Raw genomic sequence first — 17,260 nt, forward strand, 5'->3', positions numbered from 1 at the left:
GCGAGTGCGGCCAGCGTTCGGCCGCGTCGCTGGCGCCGCCGCAGCCGGCGAGGGTCAGGCCACCGGCGCCGGCCAGCATGTAGGAGAGGAAGCTGCGACGTGACTTTGTAGAGGATTCCGTAGCGTTGGAGGAATTATTGCCGATATCGGCTGATTTTGAGAGGAGAGTGAGTTTCGACACTGCAATTATTTCCGATGTAAGTACGGGAGCGCACATTGTAGGGGGCTTTTATTTTGCCTTTAGTATCAAAATGTAACGCTGATTATGCGGTAATTTATGGATTAAATGATGATTGCCGGATTGAATGAATTGATGGGGTTGCGAATTGATTGGAGGGATTTTTTATGCACTGGAACGAAGTCGGACGAAGCCAATTCCACGATGATTTACCGTGAAGACTCAGGCTGTCGTTAGAATAAATTTATTAAATAAAATCAGTGACATGATGTTTGTGTTGGAAAAATTTCCGTTGCAGAATCGAGACTCGGCGAGGATGAATTTCGCGCGTTTGCCAGCCACGCGGCGGATGCCAAAATCTCGGCAATTTTGTTCCTTGAAAAAGGGCGAGATTGCATTGTAGGCAACCAGAAAGAATTGGATTGACTTAAATATTATCCAATAGAGTAAATATTACCAATTCAAGATTTCATGCTTTGATAATCGATAAGCAACACTGAATATATAAAGAAACCTGCGCCTTTGAATTGAACCGAATCAGCTTCATATGGCTGTCACATCATCCCCAAAACAGTGCGCGGATACCTCCCTCGAAAACCGATCCGGACCTTGCCTTCGTGAGCAGGAAAAACATTCCGGCATCCTGAACAACGCTGCGTGTTTTCACCTAGGCAATAGCGGTTGACGCCCGCTTGCACAGCTTCCAAACTTCGCTCCGTGCAGTGTGATCACAGATCGCAGCTCTGAATCACACGCTTAATTCGGACGGAGGGGCAGCAGTGGCAACGCGCACGACATCGGATTTGCCGGCACTCGAACTCGTGGCGCGAGAAACGATGGCGGGCCGCGTTTACGCCCAACTCCGGGAAGCGATCATGACCGGCCGCTTCGCGCCGGGGCAGTTGTTGAGCCTGCGCAGCGTGGCCGAGGCGGTGGGTTCGTCCACCATGCCGGTGCGCGCGGCGCTCACGCGCCTGCAGGCCGAGGGCGCCTTGATCGACGGCCCTGGCCGCGCGCTGATGGTGCCGCCGATGACGTTCGAGTTGCTCGACGAACTGCGCGACGTGCGCATCGCGCTCGAAGGCGCGGTCGCCAGGCGGGCCGCCACGCGCATGACGCGCGAGCATCTGACCGAACTGCAAACCATCTTCGACGAGATGGACGCGCACGTCGAAGCCGGCGACGTGCCGGCCTACCTGCGCAGCAATTTCACGTTCCATATCGCGATCTACACGCACGGCGCGAGCGACATCACGCTCTCGACGATCCGCAACCTCTGGATGCGCATCGGCCCGTTCCTGAACCTGGTGGCCCCCGACATTCCGCACATGCGCCGCTCGATGACGGCGCACCGCCATATCGTCGAAGCGCTGTGGCGTGGCGACGGGGAGGGCGCGCGCGCCGGCATCGAGGAGGACATCGGCGATGCCGCCGCCGACCTGCAGGAGCGCCTGCGCAACGCCGACAGCGGCGGCGGCCTGGACCAGGCGCATGCCTGACACGATTCGACCCCTGACACGGAGACCCACCATGACGATGCTTCACATCGAATCGAACCCGGCCGGCCACGTGCCGCCGACGAGCGGGGCCGCGGCATGAGCGCGAAGCTGAAGGTGGTGGCGATGCCCACCGGCTGGCTGACCGTCGATCGCTCGTCGCAGGTATACGGGCGCGGCTTCGGCCAGCAGATGCGGGTGCCGGTGTGGTCCACGGCCATCGTGGGCGCGAGCAAGAAGATCGTCGTCGATACCGGCATCCACGATCCGGGCTGGGTCTCGAATTTCGTGTGCCCGTGCGACCAGGCGCCCGAGGAGCGGCTCGAACGCGCGCTGAAGGAATACGTGGGCTGGCAGGCCGACGAGGTCGACATCGTCATCAACACGCATCTGCACTACGACCATTCGGGCGGCAACACGCTGTTCAGGAACGCGCGCTTCATCGTGCAGGCGAAGGAATGGGAATACGCCGGCCATCCGCTGCCGACGCAAGCCACCTATTACCAGGAATTCCTGATCGGCCGCGAGCCGCTTGCCTATTTCCGCTGGCAGTTCGTGCACGGCGTGGCCGACATCGTGCCGGGCGTGCGCGTGGTGCCCACGCCGGGCCACACGCCGGGGCACCAGTCGGTGGCCGTGGATACCGAGGCGGGCGTGGTGCTGATCGCGGGCGATTGCGCGAACTGCATGGAAAACATCGTCGATCTGGTGCCGGTAGGCATCGTGCACGAAACGCTGGCCGAAATGACTTCGCTCGCGCGCATTCGCCAGATCGCCGATTTCGTGATTCCCGGCCACGACCCGAACGTGGTGCCGGGCAGCGCAGGCATCGCGCTGCCGGCGAGCGCGCGCCTGCCGCACGTCAGGAACGCCGACTAAACCGATTTCGCAAGACCATGACGAAGAACCGGAGGAAGACATGAAATTAATCAGGACTGCGATCAAGAATGCGGGCCGAGTGGCGCTGGGCATGGCGGTCGCGGCATCGCTGGCCGCGTCGGGCAATGCGATGGCGGCGGGCAAGTACAAGGTGTTCCTGTCGATGAGCTATGTCGGCAACGACTGGCAGACGGAAGCCACCAACATGATCAAGGCGATGGCCAACACGCCGGCGCTCAAGGACAAGGTCGATCTCGAAGTGCAGGTAGCCGGCACCGACGCGCAAAAGCAGATCCAGCAGATCAATTCGATGGTGCAGGCCGGCGCGAAGGCCATCATCCTCTACCCGATCTCGCCGACCGCACTGAACCGCGCGATCAAGAACGCCTGCTCGAAGGGCGTGGTGGTGGCCGCCTACGACGGCGAAGTGACCGAACCGTGCGCGCACAACGTGACGATCGACCAGCATCAGGCCGGCACCGTCACCGCCGAATGGCTGGCCAAGACGATCAACGGCAAGGGCAACGTGGTGATGATCAACGGCGTGCCGGGCACCTCGGTGGACCGCGCGCGCACCGACGCCGCCAAGGCCGTGTTCGCGAAATATCCGGGCATCAAGGTGGTCGCCGAAGGCACCGGCATGTGGAGCCAGGCCACCGCCAAGACCGAGCTGTCGAAGATCCTCGCCACCAACAGCTGGGACAAGATCGACGGCCTGTGGATGCAGGTCGGCTGCTTCACGGCAGCGTCGATGCAGCTCGAAGCCGGCATCCCCGACAACAAGGTGAAGCCGTGCGCGGGCGAATCGTCGAACGGCCACCGCGTGCAGATGCTGCCGCCGGGCGAGGTGAAGGGGCCGGGCGGGTACCGCTCGATCGGCTATCGCTCGATCTCGTACGGCGCACCGCCGTACTCGGGCGCGATGGCGCTGAAGCTGGCGGTGCAGAAGCTCGACGGCAAGGATTTCCCGCAGCGCGTCACGCTGAAGCTGCCGCTGGTCGAAACGCCGCAATCGAAGCTGTGCAAGACGGGCAGCCTCGAGGAGCTGAAGGCCGGCTGCACCGCGTTCATGCCGGACAAGGTGCCGCCGGGCTGGTTCGCCGACATCTTCTCGGACGACACCCGTGAAGTGGGCTTCAACGCCGCGCTGAGCGGCACGCAGGACTGAGCCGGCGAGACGCGACCATGAACGACGCATCCCTGGCAATCGATCTGCACGACGTGACCAAGCGCTTCGGCGCGACGGTCGCGCTCGACGGCGCGTCGTTCCGCGTCAAGCGCGGCGCCGTGCACGCGCTGCTCGGCGAGAACGGCGCGGGCAAGTCCACCACCGTCAAGCTGCTGTCCGGCCTCATGCGGCCCGATCAAGGGCAGATCCGCGTGATGGGCCGCGAGGTGACGATGCGCGGGCCGAAAGACGCGCATCGGGCCGGCGTGCAGACCGCGTTCCAGGAGATGACCCTGGTGCGCGACCTGACCGTGGCGCAGAACCTGCTGATGTCGTACGAACCCACCGGCCTGTTCGGCCGCATCAGGAAGCGCGAGGCGCAGCGCCAGGCGGCCGAATGGCTCGACCGGCTGGAGCTGTCCGACATCCGGCCCGGTGCGTATGTGCGCGATCTGTCGCTGCCGGTGCGGCAGAAGATCGAAATCGCGAAGGCCATCGTGCGCGGGCCGCAGGTGCTGCTGCTCGACGAGCCGACTTCCGCTTTGTCCGGGCGCGACGTGGCCTGGCTGTCGCGCCGCATCGACGAACTGAAGGCGAGCGGCGTGACGTTCGTGTTCATCTCGCACCGCATGCAGGAGGTGCGCGAGTTCTGCGACAGCCTGACCGTGTACCGCAACGGGCGCGATGTCGGCGCGTTCGATGCCGCCGATATTTCGGATGACGAAGTCATCCGGCTCGTGATCGGCCGCTCGATGGAGGCGAAGTATCCGCCGAAGCTCGCATCGCCGGCGCTGCGCGAAGGGGCCATGAAGCCCGCCGCGATCGCGGCGCGCGGCATTCGCGTCGGCAGCGCCGTCAGCGAGTTCGATCTCGCGCTGCAACCCGGCGAAGTGCATGGCGTCGCCGCGTTGCAGGGGATGGGGCAGCGCGAGCTGTTCGAGGCGCTGTTCGGCGCGGCCTGGCTCGACGACGGCGAGATCCGCATCGACGGCCAGCCCGTCACGCTGACCTCCACCGCCGATTCGCTGAAGGCCGGCGTGGCCACCAGCCTGCTGCCGGAGGATCGCAAGACCGAGGGGCTGTTCCTGAAGCTGCCGGGCGGCCAGAACGTGTCGTTGCCGGTGATCGGCCGCTACACGCGCTTCGGCCTGATCGACCGCAAGCGCGAGCAGGCGGCGGTGCGGCGCTCGCTGGCGCAGATGGAAGTGAACCCCCGCGCGCTCTACAAGCCGTGCCTGTCGTTTTCGGGCGGCAACCAGCAGAAGATCGCGATGGCGAAATGGCTGCTGACCCAGAGCCGCGTGTGGCTGATGTTCGATCCCACGCGCGGTATCGACGTGGGCACCAAGCACCAGATCTTCGTGCTGATGCGCGCGTTCGCCGCCGCCGGCGGCGCCGTGCTGTTCTATTCCACCGACGTGCCCGAGCTCGTCAACGTGTGCGACCGCGTTTCGGTGATGTATCGCGGCCGCAATGTCGGCGAGCTGTCCGGCGACGCGCTCACGGAAGAAAACGTGATGCGCAAGATGCTTTCCAGTTGAGAGGCTTGTCATGAAGATTGCCGTTGCATCTCCCGACAGCGGGACGGCGGGACCGGACGCGCGGGCGGGTTGGGGCGCGCGCATCGATCACCATCGCGGGCTGATCATCGCGATCGGCGCGCTGCTGGCGATGCTGATCGCGTGGGCCGCGTTGTCCGCCACGCCGGTGGGGCTGTACGACGTCGGCTCGGTGATTTCCAGCGCCACCACGCTCGCGCTCGCCGCGATCGGGCAGACCATCGTCGTGCTGTCGGGCGGGTTCGACCTGTCGGCGTCCGCCGTCGTGTCGCTGGCCAATGTGCTCGCGGTGCGGTTCGTGCAGGGGTCGCCGCTCGACCAGTGGCTGGGCGCTGCGTTGATCATCGCGATCGGCGGCGGCATCGGCCTGCTGAACGGCGCGCTGATCGCATGGTTTCGCCTGCAGTCGATCGTCGTCACGCTCGCGACCATGTTCATGGTGCAGGGCCTGACGCTGCTGATCCAGAACACGCCCGGCGGCAGCGTCGGCGAGCAGTTCGGCGCGTTTCTCACGTCCGACCTGATTCCCGACCGGCTGCCGATGTCCGCCGGCGTGCTGATCGTCGCGCTGCTGATCTGGTCGTTCGTGCGGCGCACGCGCTTCGGCGTCGGCCTGTACGCGATCGGCAGCGACGCCGACGGCGCGTTCGCCAACGGCATGCCCGTGACGCGCTACCGCATCGCCACCTACGCGCTGGCCGGCATGTTCTACGCCGCCGCCGGCCTGTACGTGTCCGCGCAGACCGGCTCCGCCGATCCGCTGGTCGGCCGGCCGCTGCTGCTGTCGATGTTCACGGCGGTGGTGCTCGGCGGCACCTTGCTCGGCGGGGGGCGGGGCGGCAGCGTCGGCACCGTGTTCGCCGCGATGACGCTGATGATCACCGTGAACATCCTGCTGGTGCTGAACGTGTCCGCGTTCTTCACGACCATTGCCGAAGCGCTGATCCTGATTCTCGCCGTGCTCGGCTCGTCGATCGGCAAGCAATCGGCCGCGCACGCCACCTTGCGCCATGCCGCGCAATGGCTGAAGGCGGTGCGCACCGGCACGCGCGCCCGCAGCGGCCGCGACGTGCGGCACGTGAAGTTCGAGGTCAGCGATTTCCGGCCGATCGAGAACACCGAGTTGAAAGGGCGCGCCATCGCCGACTGGATCGAGCGCAACCGCGAATGGGTGAAGTACGTGGTGCCGGCGTATCTGCTGTTTATCGCGGTCGTCGCGATCACCGGCGTGGTGTACGGGCCGGGTGTGCTGGTCAGCGGCAACTTCTACAGCAGCCTGCTCACGCTGACGCTGTTTCTCGCGATTCTCGGGCTCGGCCAGGGCGCGGTGATCCTGACCGGCGGGCTGGATTTGTCGATGCCGTGGCTGATCACGCTGTCCGGCGTGTTGCTGACGGGCCTCACGCACGGCCTGAACGAGGCCGCCGTGTGGGCCGTACCGGCCGTGCTCGGCGCGGGGCTGCTGGTGGGCGTGTTCAACGGCGTGGGCGTGGTCATGCTCGGGCTGCCGCCGATCGTCGTGACGCTCGCGGCCAACGGCTTGCTGCAAGGGCTGACGCTGATCTATTGCAACGGCTCGCCGCAGGGCTGGGCGCCGTCCGCCATCAGCGCATTCACGAACGGGCACGTCGGGCCGCTGTCGATGGCCGCGTGGAGCGTGCCGGTGTTCCTGGCGGTGGCGTTGCTGTTGCTGCATCGCACGCCGTTCGGGCGCCGCGTGTATGCCGTCGGCAATTCGCCGGTGGCGGCGAAGCTGTCCGGCGTGCGGGTCGGTTCGACGTTGATCGCCGTGTATTGCCTGTCGGGGCTGTGCGCCGCGATGGTCGGGGTGTTGCTCGCGGGCTTCAGTTCGCAGGCGTTCCTCGGGATGGGCGATCCGTACTTGCTGCCGTCGATCGCGGTGGTGGTGGTCGGCGGGGCGCTCATCACTGGCGGGCGCGGACATTACCTCGGCGTGTTCGGCGGCACCTTGCTGCTGACCGCGCTCGGCACGCTGCTGGCCGGCACGACCGTGCCGCCGGCCGTGCGCGACATCATCAACGGGCTGGTGGTGCTGGCCGCCGTGATCACGTTGCGGGACAAGCGCGCTTGATTGAACGCGTGACCGGATGATCTCTCGGGACCCGGAGCAAGCCCCCCGGGTTTCTTGGTGCCGCCTTCGGGCGGCATTTTTTTGGGGATGCCGTGGCGCTTGACCTTCCCATGATGGGAAGCTTGATGATGCCTGGGTCATTCACCAGTCAGTCATTCGGGAGCATTCCTATGAAAATCCGTTCCATTGCCGCCTTTGTGTCGATTGCCGCGGGAATCGCATTGATCGGCGCGCCGGCCGGCGTCTATGCGCAGCAGGCCGATTCGAATTCGATGAAGATGGCGATGCCGGGCGATGCCAAGGCCGACGCATCGCCGGCAACCCAGGCGTTCGAACGCAACGCGAAATCGATGATGAGCAACATGAGCGCGCCCGGTTATACGGGCGATCCGGACGCGGATTTTGTGGCGCACATGATCCCGCATCATCAAGGGGCGGTCGATCAGGCGCAGGTCGAGCTGAAGTATGGGAAGGACCCGCAGATGCGTGCGCTGGCTGGGCGAATCGTCAAGGCGCAGAAGGATGAGATCGCTCTGATGAAACGTTGGCAGGTGAAGCACCATTCGGGGATGTGAGGCTGAGGAAGATTGTTGGAGGCGCCGCTGGATCGTGAGAGCGGTTGGCGGCGCTGGGTGGTGTGGGGTTCGTGGTGAATTCGTTATTTGACATAAGGTAAATTAACGACATTTTGGTTGTCAGGGCTATTTAGTAATGTCTGGTTTGAGCCAGTTAGAAATGTCCGCTTCAACCTCGATCGATTCGCGGCCGGCCGCAGCCGGGACAGCCAAACAGACCGCCCAGCCACGGTTCACAGCACGCCGTCTGCCTCAACCCGCTCGGTTCGCTGAAGGAATCGGCAACGGTTTCGGCCCGCCATCCGGCAGATGCGAATCATCGAGCTCCGATCGTTCGCTCCCGCCGGCCGCCGATACCGACAGCGTCGCCACCGCCTGATCCAGCCCGAACGGTTTGCCGCTCGGAAAGTATTCGCGCAGCCCCCATGAAAAGAACACGTCCCGGCGCTTCGCGACGCCGTCGGCGTTGGTCTGGTGACCATATCCGTCGTCCTCGAACAACCACTGGCACAGATCGTCCGGTGCAACCGTGGTGATGCTGCCCTCCATCACGAGACTGAAATTGAAATACTGGATCACGTCGGCCTTCTGGCCGCCGCGGAATTTCCAGGTTTCGCGGTACTTGAAGAAATAGGCCGGATACTTGGCGATGTAGTCAGAGGCGTCGCGGAAGAATGCTTCCTTGTTCTGATACTGCCAGGAACTGTAGTAATCCGAAAAGTAGACGTAATAGACGGTGGGCAACACGGCCTTGGTCAATTCCTGACGAAACTGAAACACCGTGGTGTCGGTAACACGCTGGAACAGCGGCGTGTATCGGGACGGAAAGCTGGCCGACGCGTCGCCGAGGCTCGATATCGCGATCGTCTTGTGATTGAGCGGATTGGTATACGTCTTGTCCCAATAGGCGGCCGGATTTTCATGGATGGCGGCCAGGTCATCGAGCGCCTGCGAAAGCGTGGCATCGAGCCGCTCTACCACGCCAGCGAAGGTTTTTTCGAGGTTCGGCGGCGGATTGGGGCCAACATAAGCGCCAAAGAAGCTTCCGAGAAACGACGAAAAGACCCCGGCGCCTGCAAACTCCAACGAGCCGATCGACCAGAACGCCGCATCAAAAAGCGTACACAGGAATGTCTGCCCCGGATCGCTTTCCTGGTTCGCTTTCAGGTTCAGATAGACTTCGCTCACCTTATCCGAAAAGAAGGGATGAACATGATTGGTGAAATCAATCAGGTTCGCGACGTTTTCCTTCACTTTGTTCAATTGTTCAGCGGTAGGCATCGGGGATCTCCTTAATGTGTGGCCCGATCTTCATTTTGAAATCCAGCTTTCCCGTTTGCCGGCACGCCTTGCCGATTGAAAATCGGCCTCCGGCTCGCAAGCTTACTCTGGCCGATTACCGAGCCGATAGATTTATTTCAATTGAATTGCGCCGTCAATCGCCAAGGCCGAGTAGCTGAAACCGCGGCAGGCGCTTCTGTGTCGTTAATAAGTTCAATGAAGAATATTTTTGCGCGCCTCGCGATCACGCCACCCGATGAAGCTGTTGCGCAATATCGAGGAACAGATCGAGCGCACGTGTTCTCGGCCGAGAAATCTCGATGATCGCGCTGATCGTATTTTCATAAACCGGCCCCGACGGCACTTTCGCGAGCGCGTGCCGCTTCGCGAACGATGCCGCGTAAAACTGCGGCAGCAGCCCCACGTACTGCCCGGACAACACCAGCATCGCAACGGCTTCCAGCCCCGACGCGGACGGCCCACGCTGCATCCCGAGCATGTTGAGCGCTTCGTGCACGAACGGCTGCTCGCGATAGACGAGCGGCAGCGTCGCGGCTTCGGCCATCTTGCGACGCGCGACATACAGCGCCTGCCGCTCGATGAACAGCGGCAGGTAATCGAGGCCGGCCTCGCGCCGGTACATCCCGCGAATGCCGACCTGCACGCGACGCTCCCGCAACGCCAGGTCGAGTTCGTTGAACGTCATCACCTGCAACTCGACGCTCACGTCCGGCGCCTGCTCCTTCAGCGCGGCCAGCGCTTCGGGCAGATGACAGCCTTCATCGCGGATGATGTGCTCGACCATGCCGATCGACAGCGTGCCGGACAACACCCCGCGCACCGCGTCGATTTCCGGCCGGATCCGTTCCAGCGAGCGGATCGCGTCGCGCGCGAGATCGAGCGCGACTTTCCCCGCGTGCGTCAGCACGAATCCCGATGGGCCGCGCTCGCAAAGCCGGGCGCCGAGCGTCTCCTCGACTTCGCGAATATGGCGACTGATCGAGGCCTTGGACATGTTCAACTGCTTTTCCGCCGCCGCGAAACCATTGGCCTGCGTGACCGCGCAGAAAATGCGCAGCGAGCGCAAGTCACGTTCGGTGAAATCGGGTCGGGACACTTGAACGGCTCCTGGGGGCGAGGCGAATGACGGAAAACCGTGCATTCGAAAGGTTTCATTTTTCGGAACCATACCGCCAAAAAAATCATTTTTCACCCTCTTTATGGCGAAATACATTGGGTCGTCAGGCAAATCGCGCGGAGCAGCAGGTCCACGATGCGCCGGCCACAAGACCCGACCACGACCCCACGCCACTCCGCGGAGAACGCAATGAAACAACTGAGCCGACGATCCTTCATCAGAACCACCCTCGCCTCGGGCATGGCGCTCGCGCTGCCCAAGCTCGCGCTGGCCGAAGGCGGCACGCTGGCCGATATCAAGAAACGCGGCAAGCTGGTGGTCGGCACGGAAGCCGCGTACGAGCCGTTCGAATTCGTCGAAAACGGTCAGATCGTCGGCTACGGACACGACGTGCTGGAACTGATGGCGGCCAAGCTCGGCGTGAAGCTCGAGCAGATGAACCTGCCGTTCCAGGGGCTGCTGCCGGGCCTGATGTCGCACAAGTTCGACTTCGTCGCGACCAGCGTCGGGATCACGCCGGAGCGCGCGAAGCGTTTCGCATTCAGCGAACCGGTGGGCGTGGTTCGCTCGGTGCTGCTGGTGCGCGCCGACGATGCGTCGGTCAAGCGCGATCTCGACATCGGCGGCAAGACGATCGGCACGCAGATGGGTTCGTCGTCGCAGCCGGTCGCCGACGAGTTCGAGAAGGAACTGAAGGAAAAGACCGGCAAGGGCTACGCGGGCACCAAGCTGTTCCAGGCCTATCCGGACGTGTCGAACGCGCTGGCGAACAAGACCGTGGATGTCGCGCTGATGCCGTCGAACATCGCCGCCGTGCAAATGAAGCGGCAGCCGAACGTGTTTCGTATCGCCGGCACGATCGGCCAGCCGAAACTGCTCGCGTGGGTCGCGAATCCGAACGATCTGGAGATCCGCAAGTTCATCAACGATTCGCTCGATGAATTCCGCGCCAACGGCAAGCTCGCCGCGTTGCAGACGAAGTGGTTCGGCGCCCCGATGGACACGCCGCACGCCGACTATCTGCCGGCCGGCGCGATCTGACGCGCGCCATCATGCTGAACTGGCTCGACAAAGGCGGCGTGATCGTGCCGTTTCTCGACGGCGTGGTGTCGGGAACGGCGCTCACCTTGGCGGCCTCCGCGTGTGCGTTCGTCATCGGGCTCACGCTCGGCATCGTGCTGCTGCTCGCACGGATCTCGCCGTTCGGCCCGCTGCGCGCGCTGGTGGTGCTCTGGGTCAGCCTGATCCGCGGCACGCCGGCGCTGATCCACATGCTGATTGCGTACTACATGGTGCCGGCCCTGCTCGACATTTCGATCTCGCCGATCACGGCCGGCATTGCCGCGCTCGCCTGCAATACCAGCGCGTACATCGTCGAAATCCTGCGCGGCTCGCTCGGCACGATCTCGTGGGGGCAGCGCGCGGCCGGTTACGCGATGGGGATGCGCCCCGCCCAGGTGTGGCGCCACGTGCTGTTGCCGCAGATGATCTATCGCGCGATCCCGCCGCTCACCAGCGAGTTCACGCTGCTGCTGAAGGCCTCGTCGCTGATGTCGATCATCGCGGTGCCGGAACTCGCCACGGTCGCACGCAATGCCACGCTGCAAACCGACTTGCCGTTGCAGGTCTTCTCGATCACCGCGGTGGTCTATTTCCTGATCCTGTTCTGCATCTCGGCTGGCTCGCGAGTGTGCGAGCGCCGCGTCGCAAGGATGCTGCCCCATGGCCATTGATTTCTCGATCGTTCGCGAAGCGGTGCCGGTGCTGCTCGACGGGCTTAGGATCACCGCGCTGGTGAGCGTGATCGGCATTCCGCTCGGCGTCGTGGCGGGGATCGTCGCGGCGTACGCGGCGCAATCGCGCACGCTGCTGAGGCCGGTGGCGCTCGCCTATGTCGAACTGGTGCGCAACATTCCGTACCTGATTCTCGTGTACCTGTCGTTCTTCGGCTTGCCGAAGCTCGGCATCGGCGCCTCGGCGATGACCGTCGCGATCGGCTGCACGGCGTTCTACACGGGCGGCTACTTCTGCGAAATCCTGCGCGCGGCGCTGCGCAGCGTGCCGCGCGGCCAGACGCAAGCCTCGCTCTCGCTCGGCATGACGTTCTGGCAGACGCAGCGCCACGTGGTCGCGCCGCAGTTGTTCGGCTACATCACGCCGCCCACCACGAGCCTCGTGATCATGATGTTCAAGGACTCCGCCATCTTTTCGGTGATGAGCCTGCCGGAGATGACGTACCAGAGCAATCTGCTCACCGCCAACACCTTTGCCTATGTCGAAGTGCTCGGCACGACGGCATTGATCTACTGGATCTGCAGCGTTCTGATGGCCGGCATCGGCCGGCGTGTGGAGACGGCGATCGGGCGGCTCACGCACCACGCCTGACGCAGATCAGGCCATTTTTCTGGAGAGTTTCGCATGACCCAATACACCGTTGCGCCGCGTATCGGCCACCCCACCCTGCTCTATTCGGAACTCGATCTCGACATCGACAACCTGAAGGCCGATATCGCGGTGCTCGGCATGCCTTATGGCGCGCCCTACGCGCCGTCCGATTTCAGCAACGACCAGACCAACGCGCCGTCCGCGATTCGTCAGGCGACCGACCGCGTGGTGCGCAAGCCCGATCATTACGACTTCGATATCGACGGCCCGCTGCTGCAAGGCCGTACCGACATCCGCTTCGTCGATTGCGGCGACATCGTTCCCGATCTGACCCAACCCGGCGAGCATTACGCGCGCGCCGAAGCGGCGGTGCGCCGCATCGTGGCCGGTGGCGCGATGCCGATCGTGCTGGGCGGCGACCACGGCATCACCACGCCGGTGCTGCGCGGGCTCGACGCCAAGGGGCCGATCACGCTCGTGCATATCGATGCCCACCTCGACTGGCGCGACGACGTCAACGGCGTTCGCGAAGGCCTGTCGAGCCCGATCCGCCGCGCCTCGGAGATGGCGCACGTCGAGCGCATCATCCAGATCGGCTTGCGCGCGCAAGGCAGCGGCCGCACCGAGGAACTGGTCGCCGCGCGCGCCTATGGCTCGGAACTCGTCACCGCTTACGAACTGCACGACATCGGCATGGATGCGGTGCTCGCGCGGATTCCCGACGGCGGCAACTACTACCTGACGATCGACGCCGACGGCCTCGATCCGTCGGTGATGCCGGCCGTGGCCGGGCCGGCGCCGGGCGGCGTGACCTTCGTGCAGGCGCGCAAGCTGATCCACGGGCTGGTGAAGAAAGGCCGCGTGGTCGGCATGGACATCGTCGAGATCCAGCCGGAGAAGGATCACGCCAACCTGATTTCCTGCGTGACGGCGGGCCGTCTGATTCTCAACCTGATCGGCGCGTCGATCCGCGCGGGATATTTCGACAAATGAGTGCGAACCAGGCCGTCATCGAGATCCGCGGCATCGACAAATGGTACGGCAGCCATCACGTGCTCAAGCAGTGCTCGACGCAGGTGAACAAGGGCGAGATCGTGGTGGTGTGCGGGCCGTCGGGCTCGGGCAAATCCACCTTGATCAAGACGGTCAATGCGCTGGAGCCGTTCCAACGCGGCGATATCGTGGTCGACGGCACCTCGCTCGCCGCGAAGTCGACCAACCTGCCGAAACTGCGCAGCCGCGTCGGCATGGTGTTTCAGCACTTCGAACTGTTTCCGCATCTGGACCTGACGCGCAATCTCACGCTCGCGCAGCGCATCGTGCTCGGTCGCGACGAAGGCACGGCTCGCTCGAAAGCGCGCGAGTTGCTCGACCGCGTGGGGTTGTCGGCGCATGCGCACAAGTACCCGGGCCAGTTGTCGGGCGGACAGCAGCAGCGCGTGGCCATTGCGCGCGCGTTGTCGATGGACCCGATGGCGATGCTGTTCGACGAACCCACTTCGGCGCTCGACCCGGAGATGGTCAACGAGGTGCTGGACGTGATGGTCGAACTCGCACGCGAAGGGATGACGATGATGGTCGTCACGCACGAAATGGGCTTCGCGAAACGGGTCGCGCATCGCGTGGTGTTCATGGAAGACGGCGCGATCATCGAAGACAGCCCGACCGACGCGTTCTTCCAGGGCGCCGCCAGCGCCGCCGCGCAACGCTTTCTTTCCAAGATTCTTCATCACTGAACATGACGACGCATACCCGCATCCGCCAATTCAACACTCGGGAAACCTATCCCGAACAGAAGCTGGACAACGACCTGTGCCAGGCGGTCGTTGCCGGCAACACGGTGTATCTGCGCGGCCAGATCGGCCAGGATCTCGACACCCGCGAATCGGTCGGCATCGGCGACGTGGCCGCGCAAACCGAGAAGGCGATGTCGAACGTCAAGTTGCTGCTGGACGAATGCGGCAGCAAGCTCGAGGACATCTGCAAGGTCACGGTCTACCTGATCGATCCGCGTTATCGCGAAGCCGTCTACAACGTGATGGGCCGCTGGCTGAAAGGCGTGTTTCCGGTGTCGACCGGCATTGTCGTGCAGGCGCTCGCGCGTCCCGAATGGCTCGTCGAAATCGATGTCATCGCGGTGAAACCGGACGCGTGAGTCCCGCTTGCCTCGCGAGTTTCGGCTGCCCGAGGGTATGCCGTGTCCGGACTCGCGAGGGCAACGCCAAGTCATGAGCGTGGCCAACCTCGCCGGACAACGAATCGATCGCCGCGCCTCATCTTGACGTTTCGTTAACATCTCCCCGCCTACCATACCTGCCGTAACAGCAATCATTCCCACTCATCGACGTCGCCGTCCCGCCGCGCCGTCTCGTGCAACGGCAGTCAATTGAAATCCCCAAGATGGACCCTGGCCGCCGGCAGCGGCAGCCAAGGCAACGCGGGCCGCCAGCGTCAACCCGCATCCGGGCGGCGCTTCGCCGTGCTCGGCGTGTCGCTCGGCGTCCTTGCCCTGCTCGCCCTTGTCAGCCTCGCCGTCGGCTCGCACGCACTCGGCCCGGGCGCCGATACCGCCCTTTACCTGCGCCATTACCGCCTGCCCCGCACCGCGCTCGCGATCCTCGTCGGCGCGGCGCTCGGGCTGTCGGGCTGTCTCGTGCAGACGGTCACGCGCAATCCGCTGGCCGGCCCCGGCATCCTCGGCGTCAATTCAGGGGCGGGATTGTTCGTGGTGCTCGGCATCGGCGCGGGGGCGATCGCGCCGCTCGAACAGTTCGGCCTGGCGTTCGCCGGTGCGGGCGTGGTGGCGACGCTGGTGTTCGCGGGCCGCTTCCTGTCGCGCTCGTCGGACCCGGTGCGGCTGTTGCTGATCGGCGCGGCGATCGGCGCGAGCCTCGAATCGATCACGGCGGGCGTCACGCTGCTCCAGCCGAACAGCCTCGAACAGTTTCGCCAGTGGGCGGTCGGCTCGGTGGCCGATCGCGACGCGGCCATGCTGCCGGTGCTGGCCGCGTGCGTGGCTGTGGGCCTGCTGGTCAGCCTGGCGATGGCGCGCGCGCTCGACGTGGTGGCGATGGGCGACGAGCATGCCGGCGCGCTCGGCATTCATCGCGGCCGGCTGCTGCTCGCGTGCGGCGCGACGATCTCGATGCTGTGCGGCGCGGCCACGGCGGCGGCCGGCCCGATCGTGTTCGTCGGCCTGCTGGCGCCGCATCTGGCGCGCGTCACGATCGGCGTGGGCATGCGCTGGGTCTTGCCGATGTGCGCCCTGGTCGGCGCGCTGTTGCTGTTGTCGGCCGACATCCTCGGCCGCGTGCTGATTCCCGGCAGCGAGATCCCGGCCGGCGCGATGTCGGCGGTGATCGGCGCGCCGTTGTTCTTCGCGATGGTGCGGCGGCGAGGATTCCAGCCATGACGCGCATGACGATGGCGCTGGCCGCCGCCGTGGCCGCCCTGCTCGCGACGCTGCTGGCCCAGCTCTGCCTCGGCCCGTTCGGCCTCGCGCCGCACGCGGTGTTCGACGCGCTGACCAACCCGGCCTCGCCGGATCGCTTCGCGGTGCTCACGCTCGGCCTGCCGCGCTACGTGGTGGGCGCGCTGGTGGGCACGGCGCTCGGCGCGTCGGGCGCGATCTTCCAGACGGTCACGCGCAACCCGATCGCCAGCCCCGACATGCTGGGCTTCGGTGCGGGCTCGGCCACCGGCGCGATCGTCGCGCTCCTGATCGACGGCGGTTCGCCGGCCTCGGCCGCGCTGCTGGCGGTCACGGGAGGGCTGGCGACCGGGGTGGTGGTCTACGGCCTGTCGGGCGGCCTGCAAGGCTCGCCGCGTCAACTGGTGCTGTCCGGCATCATGATTTCGGCGCTGCTGTCGGCGGTGAACGGCTATCTGCTGATCAATACCGACGTGCAGGATACGCAGGTCGTGCTGACCTGGCTGTCGGGCAGCCTCAACACGGCGTCCTGGCAGGACGTGCCGGGCCTCGCGGCGGCGCTGGTCACACTGCTTGCGATCTGCCTGCTGCGGCAGCGCAGCTTCGGCCTGATCGAATTCGACGACGCTGTGGTCACGACGCTCGGCGCGCGCCCGGGCCTGCAACGCGCGTCGTGGATCGTGCTCGGCGTGCTGCTGGTGGCGATCGCCACGGCGATCACGGGGCCGATCGCGTTCGTCGCGCTGGCGGCGCCGCATATCGCGCGCCGCATGGGGCGCGGACGTTTGCCGAACGTGCTGCCGCCGGCGCTGGTCGGCGCGGTGCTGGTCACCGGCTGCGACGCGATCGCCGCGAACGCGCTGCCGGTCCATCCGCCTGTCGGCATCGTGACGGGCGCGCTCGGCGGCTTCTATCTCCTCGTCCTGTTGCTCCGGCCCGACGCGCGATCCGCCGCCGCGCCCTCTTCCTGAAAGGATTGTCATGCGCTCCGCTTCACCGTTTCCTGTTCGCGCCCGCCAGCGCCTCGGCCGCCTGGCGCGCCAGGCGCGCGCGGCCGCGGCCGGCCTCGCCTTGCTGGC

Annotated in this window: 17 protein-coding genes; 14 read left to right on the forward strand and 3 right to left on the reverse strand. The window is 64.8% G+C overall.

Translation table 11 applies throughout. The annotated features are described in order from the left end of the window. A partial coding sequence (locus ACYP33_RS31105) for a hypothetical protein (RefSeq protein ID WP_459625059.1) occupies window positions 1-181 on the reverse strand: 181 nt, incomplete at its 3' end. A gap of 833 nt (window positions 182-1,014) precedes the next feature. On the opposite strand from ACYP33_RS31105, the gene ACYP33_RS31110 reads away from it, so the two are divergent. The 6 genes from ACYP33_RS31110 (at window position 1,015) to copM (ending at window position 7,947) form a co-directional block, all read left to right on the forward strand. Further along, window positions 1,015-1,677, forward strand: coding sequence for a GntR family transcriptional regulator (locus ACYP33_RS31110; protein WP_414447636.1), 663 nt, complete (start codon window positions 1,015-1,017; stop codon window positions 1,675-1,677). Between the two features lie 96 nt (window positions 1,678-1,773). Then, complete coding sequence (locus ACYP33_RS31115; RefSeq protein WP_414447635.1) at window positions 1,774-2,553, forward strand: N-acyl homoserine lactonase family protein; 780 nt, start codon at window positions 1,774-1,776, stop codon at window positions 2,551-2,553. 40 nt (window positions 2,554-2,593) lie between these two features. After that, a complete protein-coding gene (locus ACYP33_RS31120; RefSeq protein ID WP_414447634.1) occupies window positions 2,594-3,721 on the forward strand; it encodes a sugar ABC transporter substrate-binding protein in 1,128 nt (375 codons plus the stop codon). 17 nt (window positions 3,722-3,738) lie between these two features. Beyond that, entirely contained in the window at window positions 3,739-5,262 is a 1,524-nt protein-coding gene (locus ACYP33_RS31125) for a sugar ABC transporter ATP-binding protein (protein WP_459625061.1), read from the forward strand. 10 nt (window positions 5,263-5,272) lie between these two features. Beyond that, the gene (locus ACYP33_RS31130) at window positions 5,273-7,372 is read left to right on the forward strand and encodes an ABC transporter permease subunit (protein ID WP_459625062.1); all 2,100 of its coding nucleotides are present in this window, start codon (window positions 5,273-5,275) and stop codon (window positions 7,370-7,372) included. Window positions 7,373-7,542: 170 nt separating this feature from the next. Beyond that, window positions 7,543-7,947 carry a CopM family metallochaperone gene (copM, locus tag ACYP33_RS31135; RefSeq protein WP_459625063.1) on the forward strand — a complete coding sequence of 135 codons (405 nt, stop codon included), beginning with the start codon at window positions 7,543-7,545 and terminating at the stop codon, window positions 7,945-7,947. Between the two features lie 252 nt (window positions 7,948-8,199). On the opposite strand, the gene ACYP33_RS31140 is transcribed toward copM, so the two are convergent. Both ACYP33_RS31140 and ACYP33_RS31145 read right to left on the reverse strand, forming a co-directional pair. After that, entirely contained in the window at window positions 8,200-9,228 is a 1,029-nt protein-coding gene (locus ACYP33_RS31140; RefSeq protein ID WP_459625064.1) for a hypothetical protein, read from the reverse strand. Window positions 9,229-9,472: 244 nt separating this feature from the next. Then, complete coding sequence (locus ACYP33_RS31145) at window positions 9,473-10,390, reverse strand: LysR family transcriptional regulator (protein WP_414449187.1); 918 nt, start codon at window positions 10,388-10,390, stop codon at window positions 9,473-9,475. 165 nt (window positions 10,391-10,555) lie between these two features. Between ACYP33_RS31145 and ACYP33_RS31150 the strand changes: the two genes are divergently transcribed. The 8 genes from ACYP33_RS31150 (at window position 10,556) to ACYP33_RS31185 (ending at window position 17,152) form a co-directional block, all read left to right on the forward strand. Then, window positions 10,556-11,407, forward strand: coding sequence for a transporter substrate-binding domain-containing protein (locus tag ACYP33_RS31150; RefSeq protein WP_414441932.1), 852 nt, complete (start codon window positions 10,556-10,558; stop codon window positions 11,405-11,407). A gap of 11 nt (window positions 11,408-11,418) precedes the next feature. Then, on the forward strand, window positions 11,419-12,099 hold the full coding sequence (locus ACYP33_RS31155) for an amino acid ABC transporter permease (RefSeq protein ID WP_459625065.1): 681 nt from the start codon (window positions 11,419-11,421) through the stop codon (window positions 12,097-12,099). After that, window positions 12,089-12,751 carry an amino acid ABC transporter permease gene (locus tag ACYP33_RS31160; RefSeq protein WP_414447626.1) on the forward strand — a complete coding sequence of 221 codons (663 nt, stop codon included), beginning with the start codon at window positions 12,089-12,091 and terminating at the stop codon, window positions 12,749-12,751. The genes ACYP33_RS31155 and ACYP33_RS31160 overlap by 11 nt, the downstream gene beginning before the upstream one ends. A gap of 33 nt (window positions 12,752-12,784) precedes the next feature. Further along, window positions 12,785-13,744, forward strand: coding sequence for an agmatinase (locus ACYP33_RS31165; RefSeq protein WP_459625066.1), 960 nt, complete (start codon window positions 12,785-12,787; stop codon window positions 13,742-13,744). After that, window positions 13,741-14,487: an amino acid ABC transporter ATP-binding protein gene (locus ACYP33_RS31170; RefSeq protein ID WP_459625067.1), complete on the forward strand. Its 747-nt coding sequence runs from the start codon at window positions 13,741-13,743 to the stop codon at window positions 14,485-14,487. Before ACYP33_RS31165 ends, ACYP33_RS31170 begins: the two co-directional genes overlap by 4 nt. Window positions 14,488-14,489: 2 nt before the next feature. After that, the gene (locus tag ACYP33_RS31175) at window positions 14,490-14,906 is read left to right on the forward strand and encodes a RidA family protein (protein ID WP_414447624.1); all 417 of its coding nucleotides are present in this window, start codon (window positions 14,490-14,492) and stop codon (window positions 14,904-14,906) included. 231 nt (window positions 14,907-15,137) lie between these two features. Next, window positions 15,138-16,163 (forward strand): FecCD family ABC transporter permease, encoded by a 1,026-nt coding sequence (locus tag ACYP33_RS31180; protein ID WP_459625068.1) that lies wholly within the window; start codon window positions 15,138-15,140, stop codon window positions 16,161-16,163. Then, window positions 16,160-17,152: a FecCD family ABC transporter permease gene (locus ACYP33_RS31185; protein WP_459625069.1), complete on the forward strand. Its 993-nt coding sequence runs from the start codon at window positions 16,160-16,162 to the stop codon at window positions 17,150-17,152. The genes ACYP33_RS31180 and ACYP33_RS31185 overlap by 4 nt, the downstream gene beginning before the upstream one ends. Window positions 17,153-17,260 lie beyond the last annotated feature (108 nt).

This window comes from Burkholderia sp. 3C (genome assembly GCF_054589155.1).

What these genes read in the sequence shown, in the direction of transcription:
- ACYP33_RS31110 (WP_414447636.1), top strand. Translation starts at nt 1,015, where the DNA reads ATGGCGGGCCGCGTTTACGCCCAACTCCGGGAAGCGATCATGACCGGC.
- ACYP33_RS31115 (WP_414447635.1), top strand. Translation starts at nt 1,774, where the DNA reads ATGAGCGCGAAGCTGAAGGTGGTGGCGATGCCCACCGGCTGGCTGACC.
- ACYP33_RS31120 (WP_414447634.1), top strand. Translation starts at nt 2,594, where the DNA reads ATGAAATTAATCAGGACTGCGATCAAGAATGCGGGCCGAGTGGCGCTG.
- ACYP33_RS31125 (WP_459625061.1), top strand. Translation starts at nt 3,739, where the DNA reads ATGAACGACGCATCCCTGGCAATCGATCTGCACGACGTGACCAAGCGC.
- ACYP33_RS31130 (WP_459625062.1), top strand. Translation starts at nt 5,273, where the DNA reads ATGAAGATTGCCGTTGCATCTCCCGACAGCGGGACGGCGGGACCGGAC.
- copM (WP_459625063.1), top strand. Translation starts at nt 7,543, where the DNA reads ATGAAAATCCGTTCCATTGCCGCCTTTGTGTCGATTGCCGCGGGAATC.
- ACYP33_RS31140 (WP_459625064.1), bottom strand. Translation starts at nt 9,228, where the DNA reads ATGCCTACCGCTGAACAATTGAACAAAGTGAAGGAAAACGTCGCGAAC.
- ACYP33_RS31145 (WP_414449187.1), bottom strand. Translation starts at nt 10,390, where the DNA reads ATGCACGGTTTTCCGTCATTCGCCTCGCCCCCAGGAGCCGTTCAAGTG.
- ACYP33_RS31150 (WP_414441932.1), top strand. Translation starts at nt 10,556, where the DNA reads ATGAAACAACTGAGCCGACGATCCTTCATCAGAACCACCCTCGCCTCG.
- ACYP33_RS31155 (WP_459625065.1), top strand. Translation starts at nt 11,419, where the DNA reads ATGCTGAACTGGCTCGACAAAGGCGGCGTGATCGTGCCGTTTCTCGAC.
- ACYP33_RS31160 (WP_414447626.1), top strand. Translation starts at nt 12,089, where the DNA reads ATGGCCATTGATTTCTCGATCGTTCGCGAAGCGGTGCCGGTGCTGCTC.
- ACYP33_RS31165 (WP_459625066.1), top strand. Translation starts at nt 12,785, where the DNA reads ATGACCCAATACACCGTTGCGCCGCGTATCGGCCACCCCACCCTGCTC.
- ACYP33_RS31170 (WP_459625067.1), top strand. Translation starts at nt 13,741, where the DNA reads ATGAGTGCGAACCAGGCCGTCATCGAGATCCGCGGCATCGACAAATGG.
- ACYP33_RS31175 (WP_414447624.1), top strand. Translation starts at nt 14,490, where the DNA reads ATGACGACGCATACCCGCATCCGCCAATTCAACACTCGGGAAACCTAT.
- ACYP33_RS31185 (WP_459625069.1), top strand. Translation starts at nt 16,160, where the DNA reads ATGACGCGCATGACGATGGCGCTGGCCGCCGCCGTGGCCGCCCTGCTC.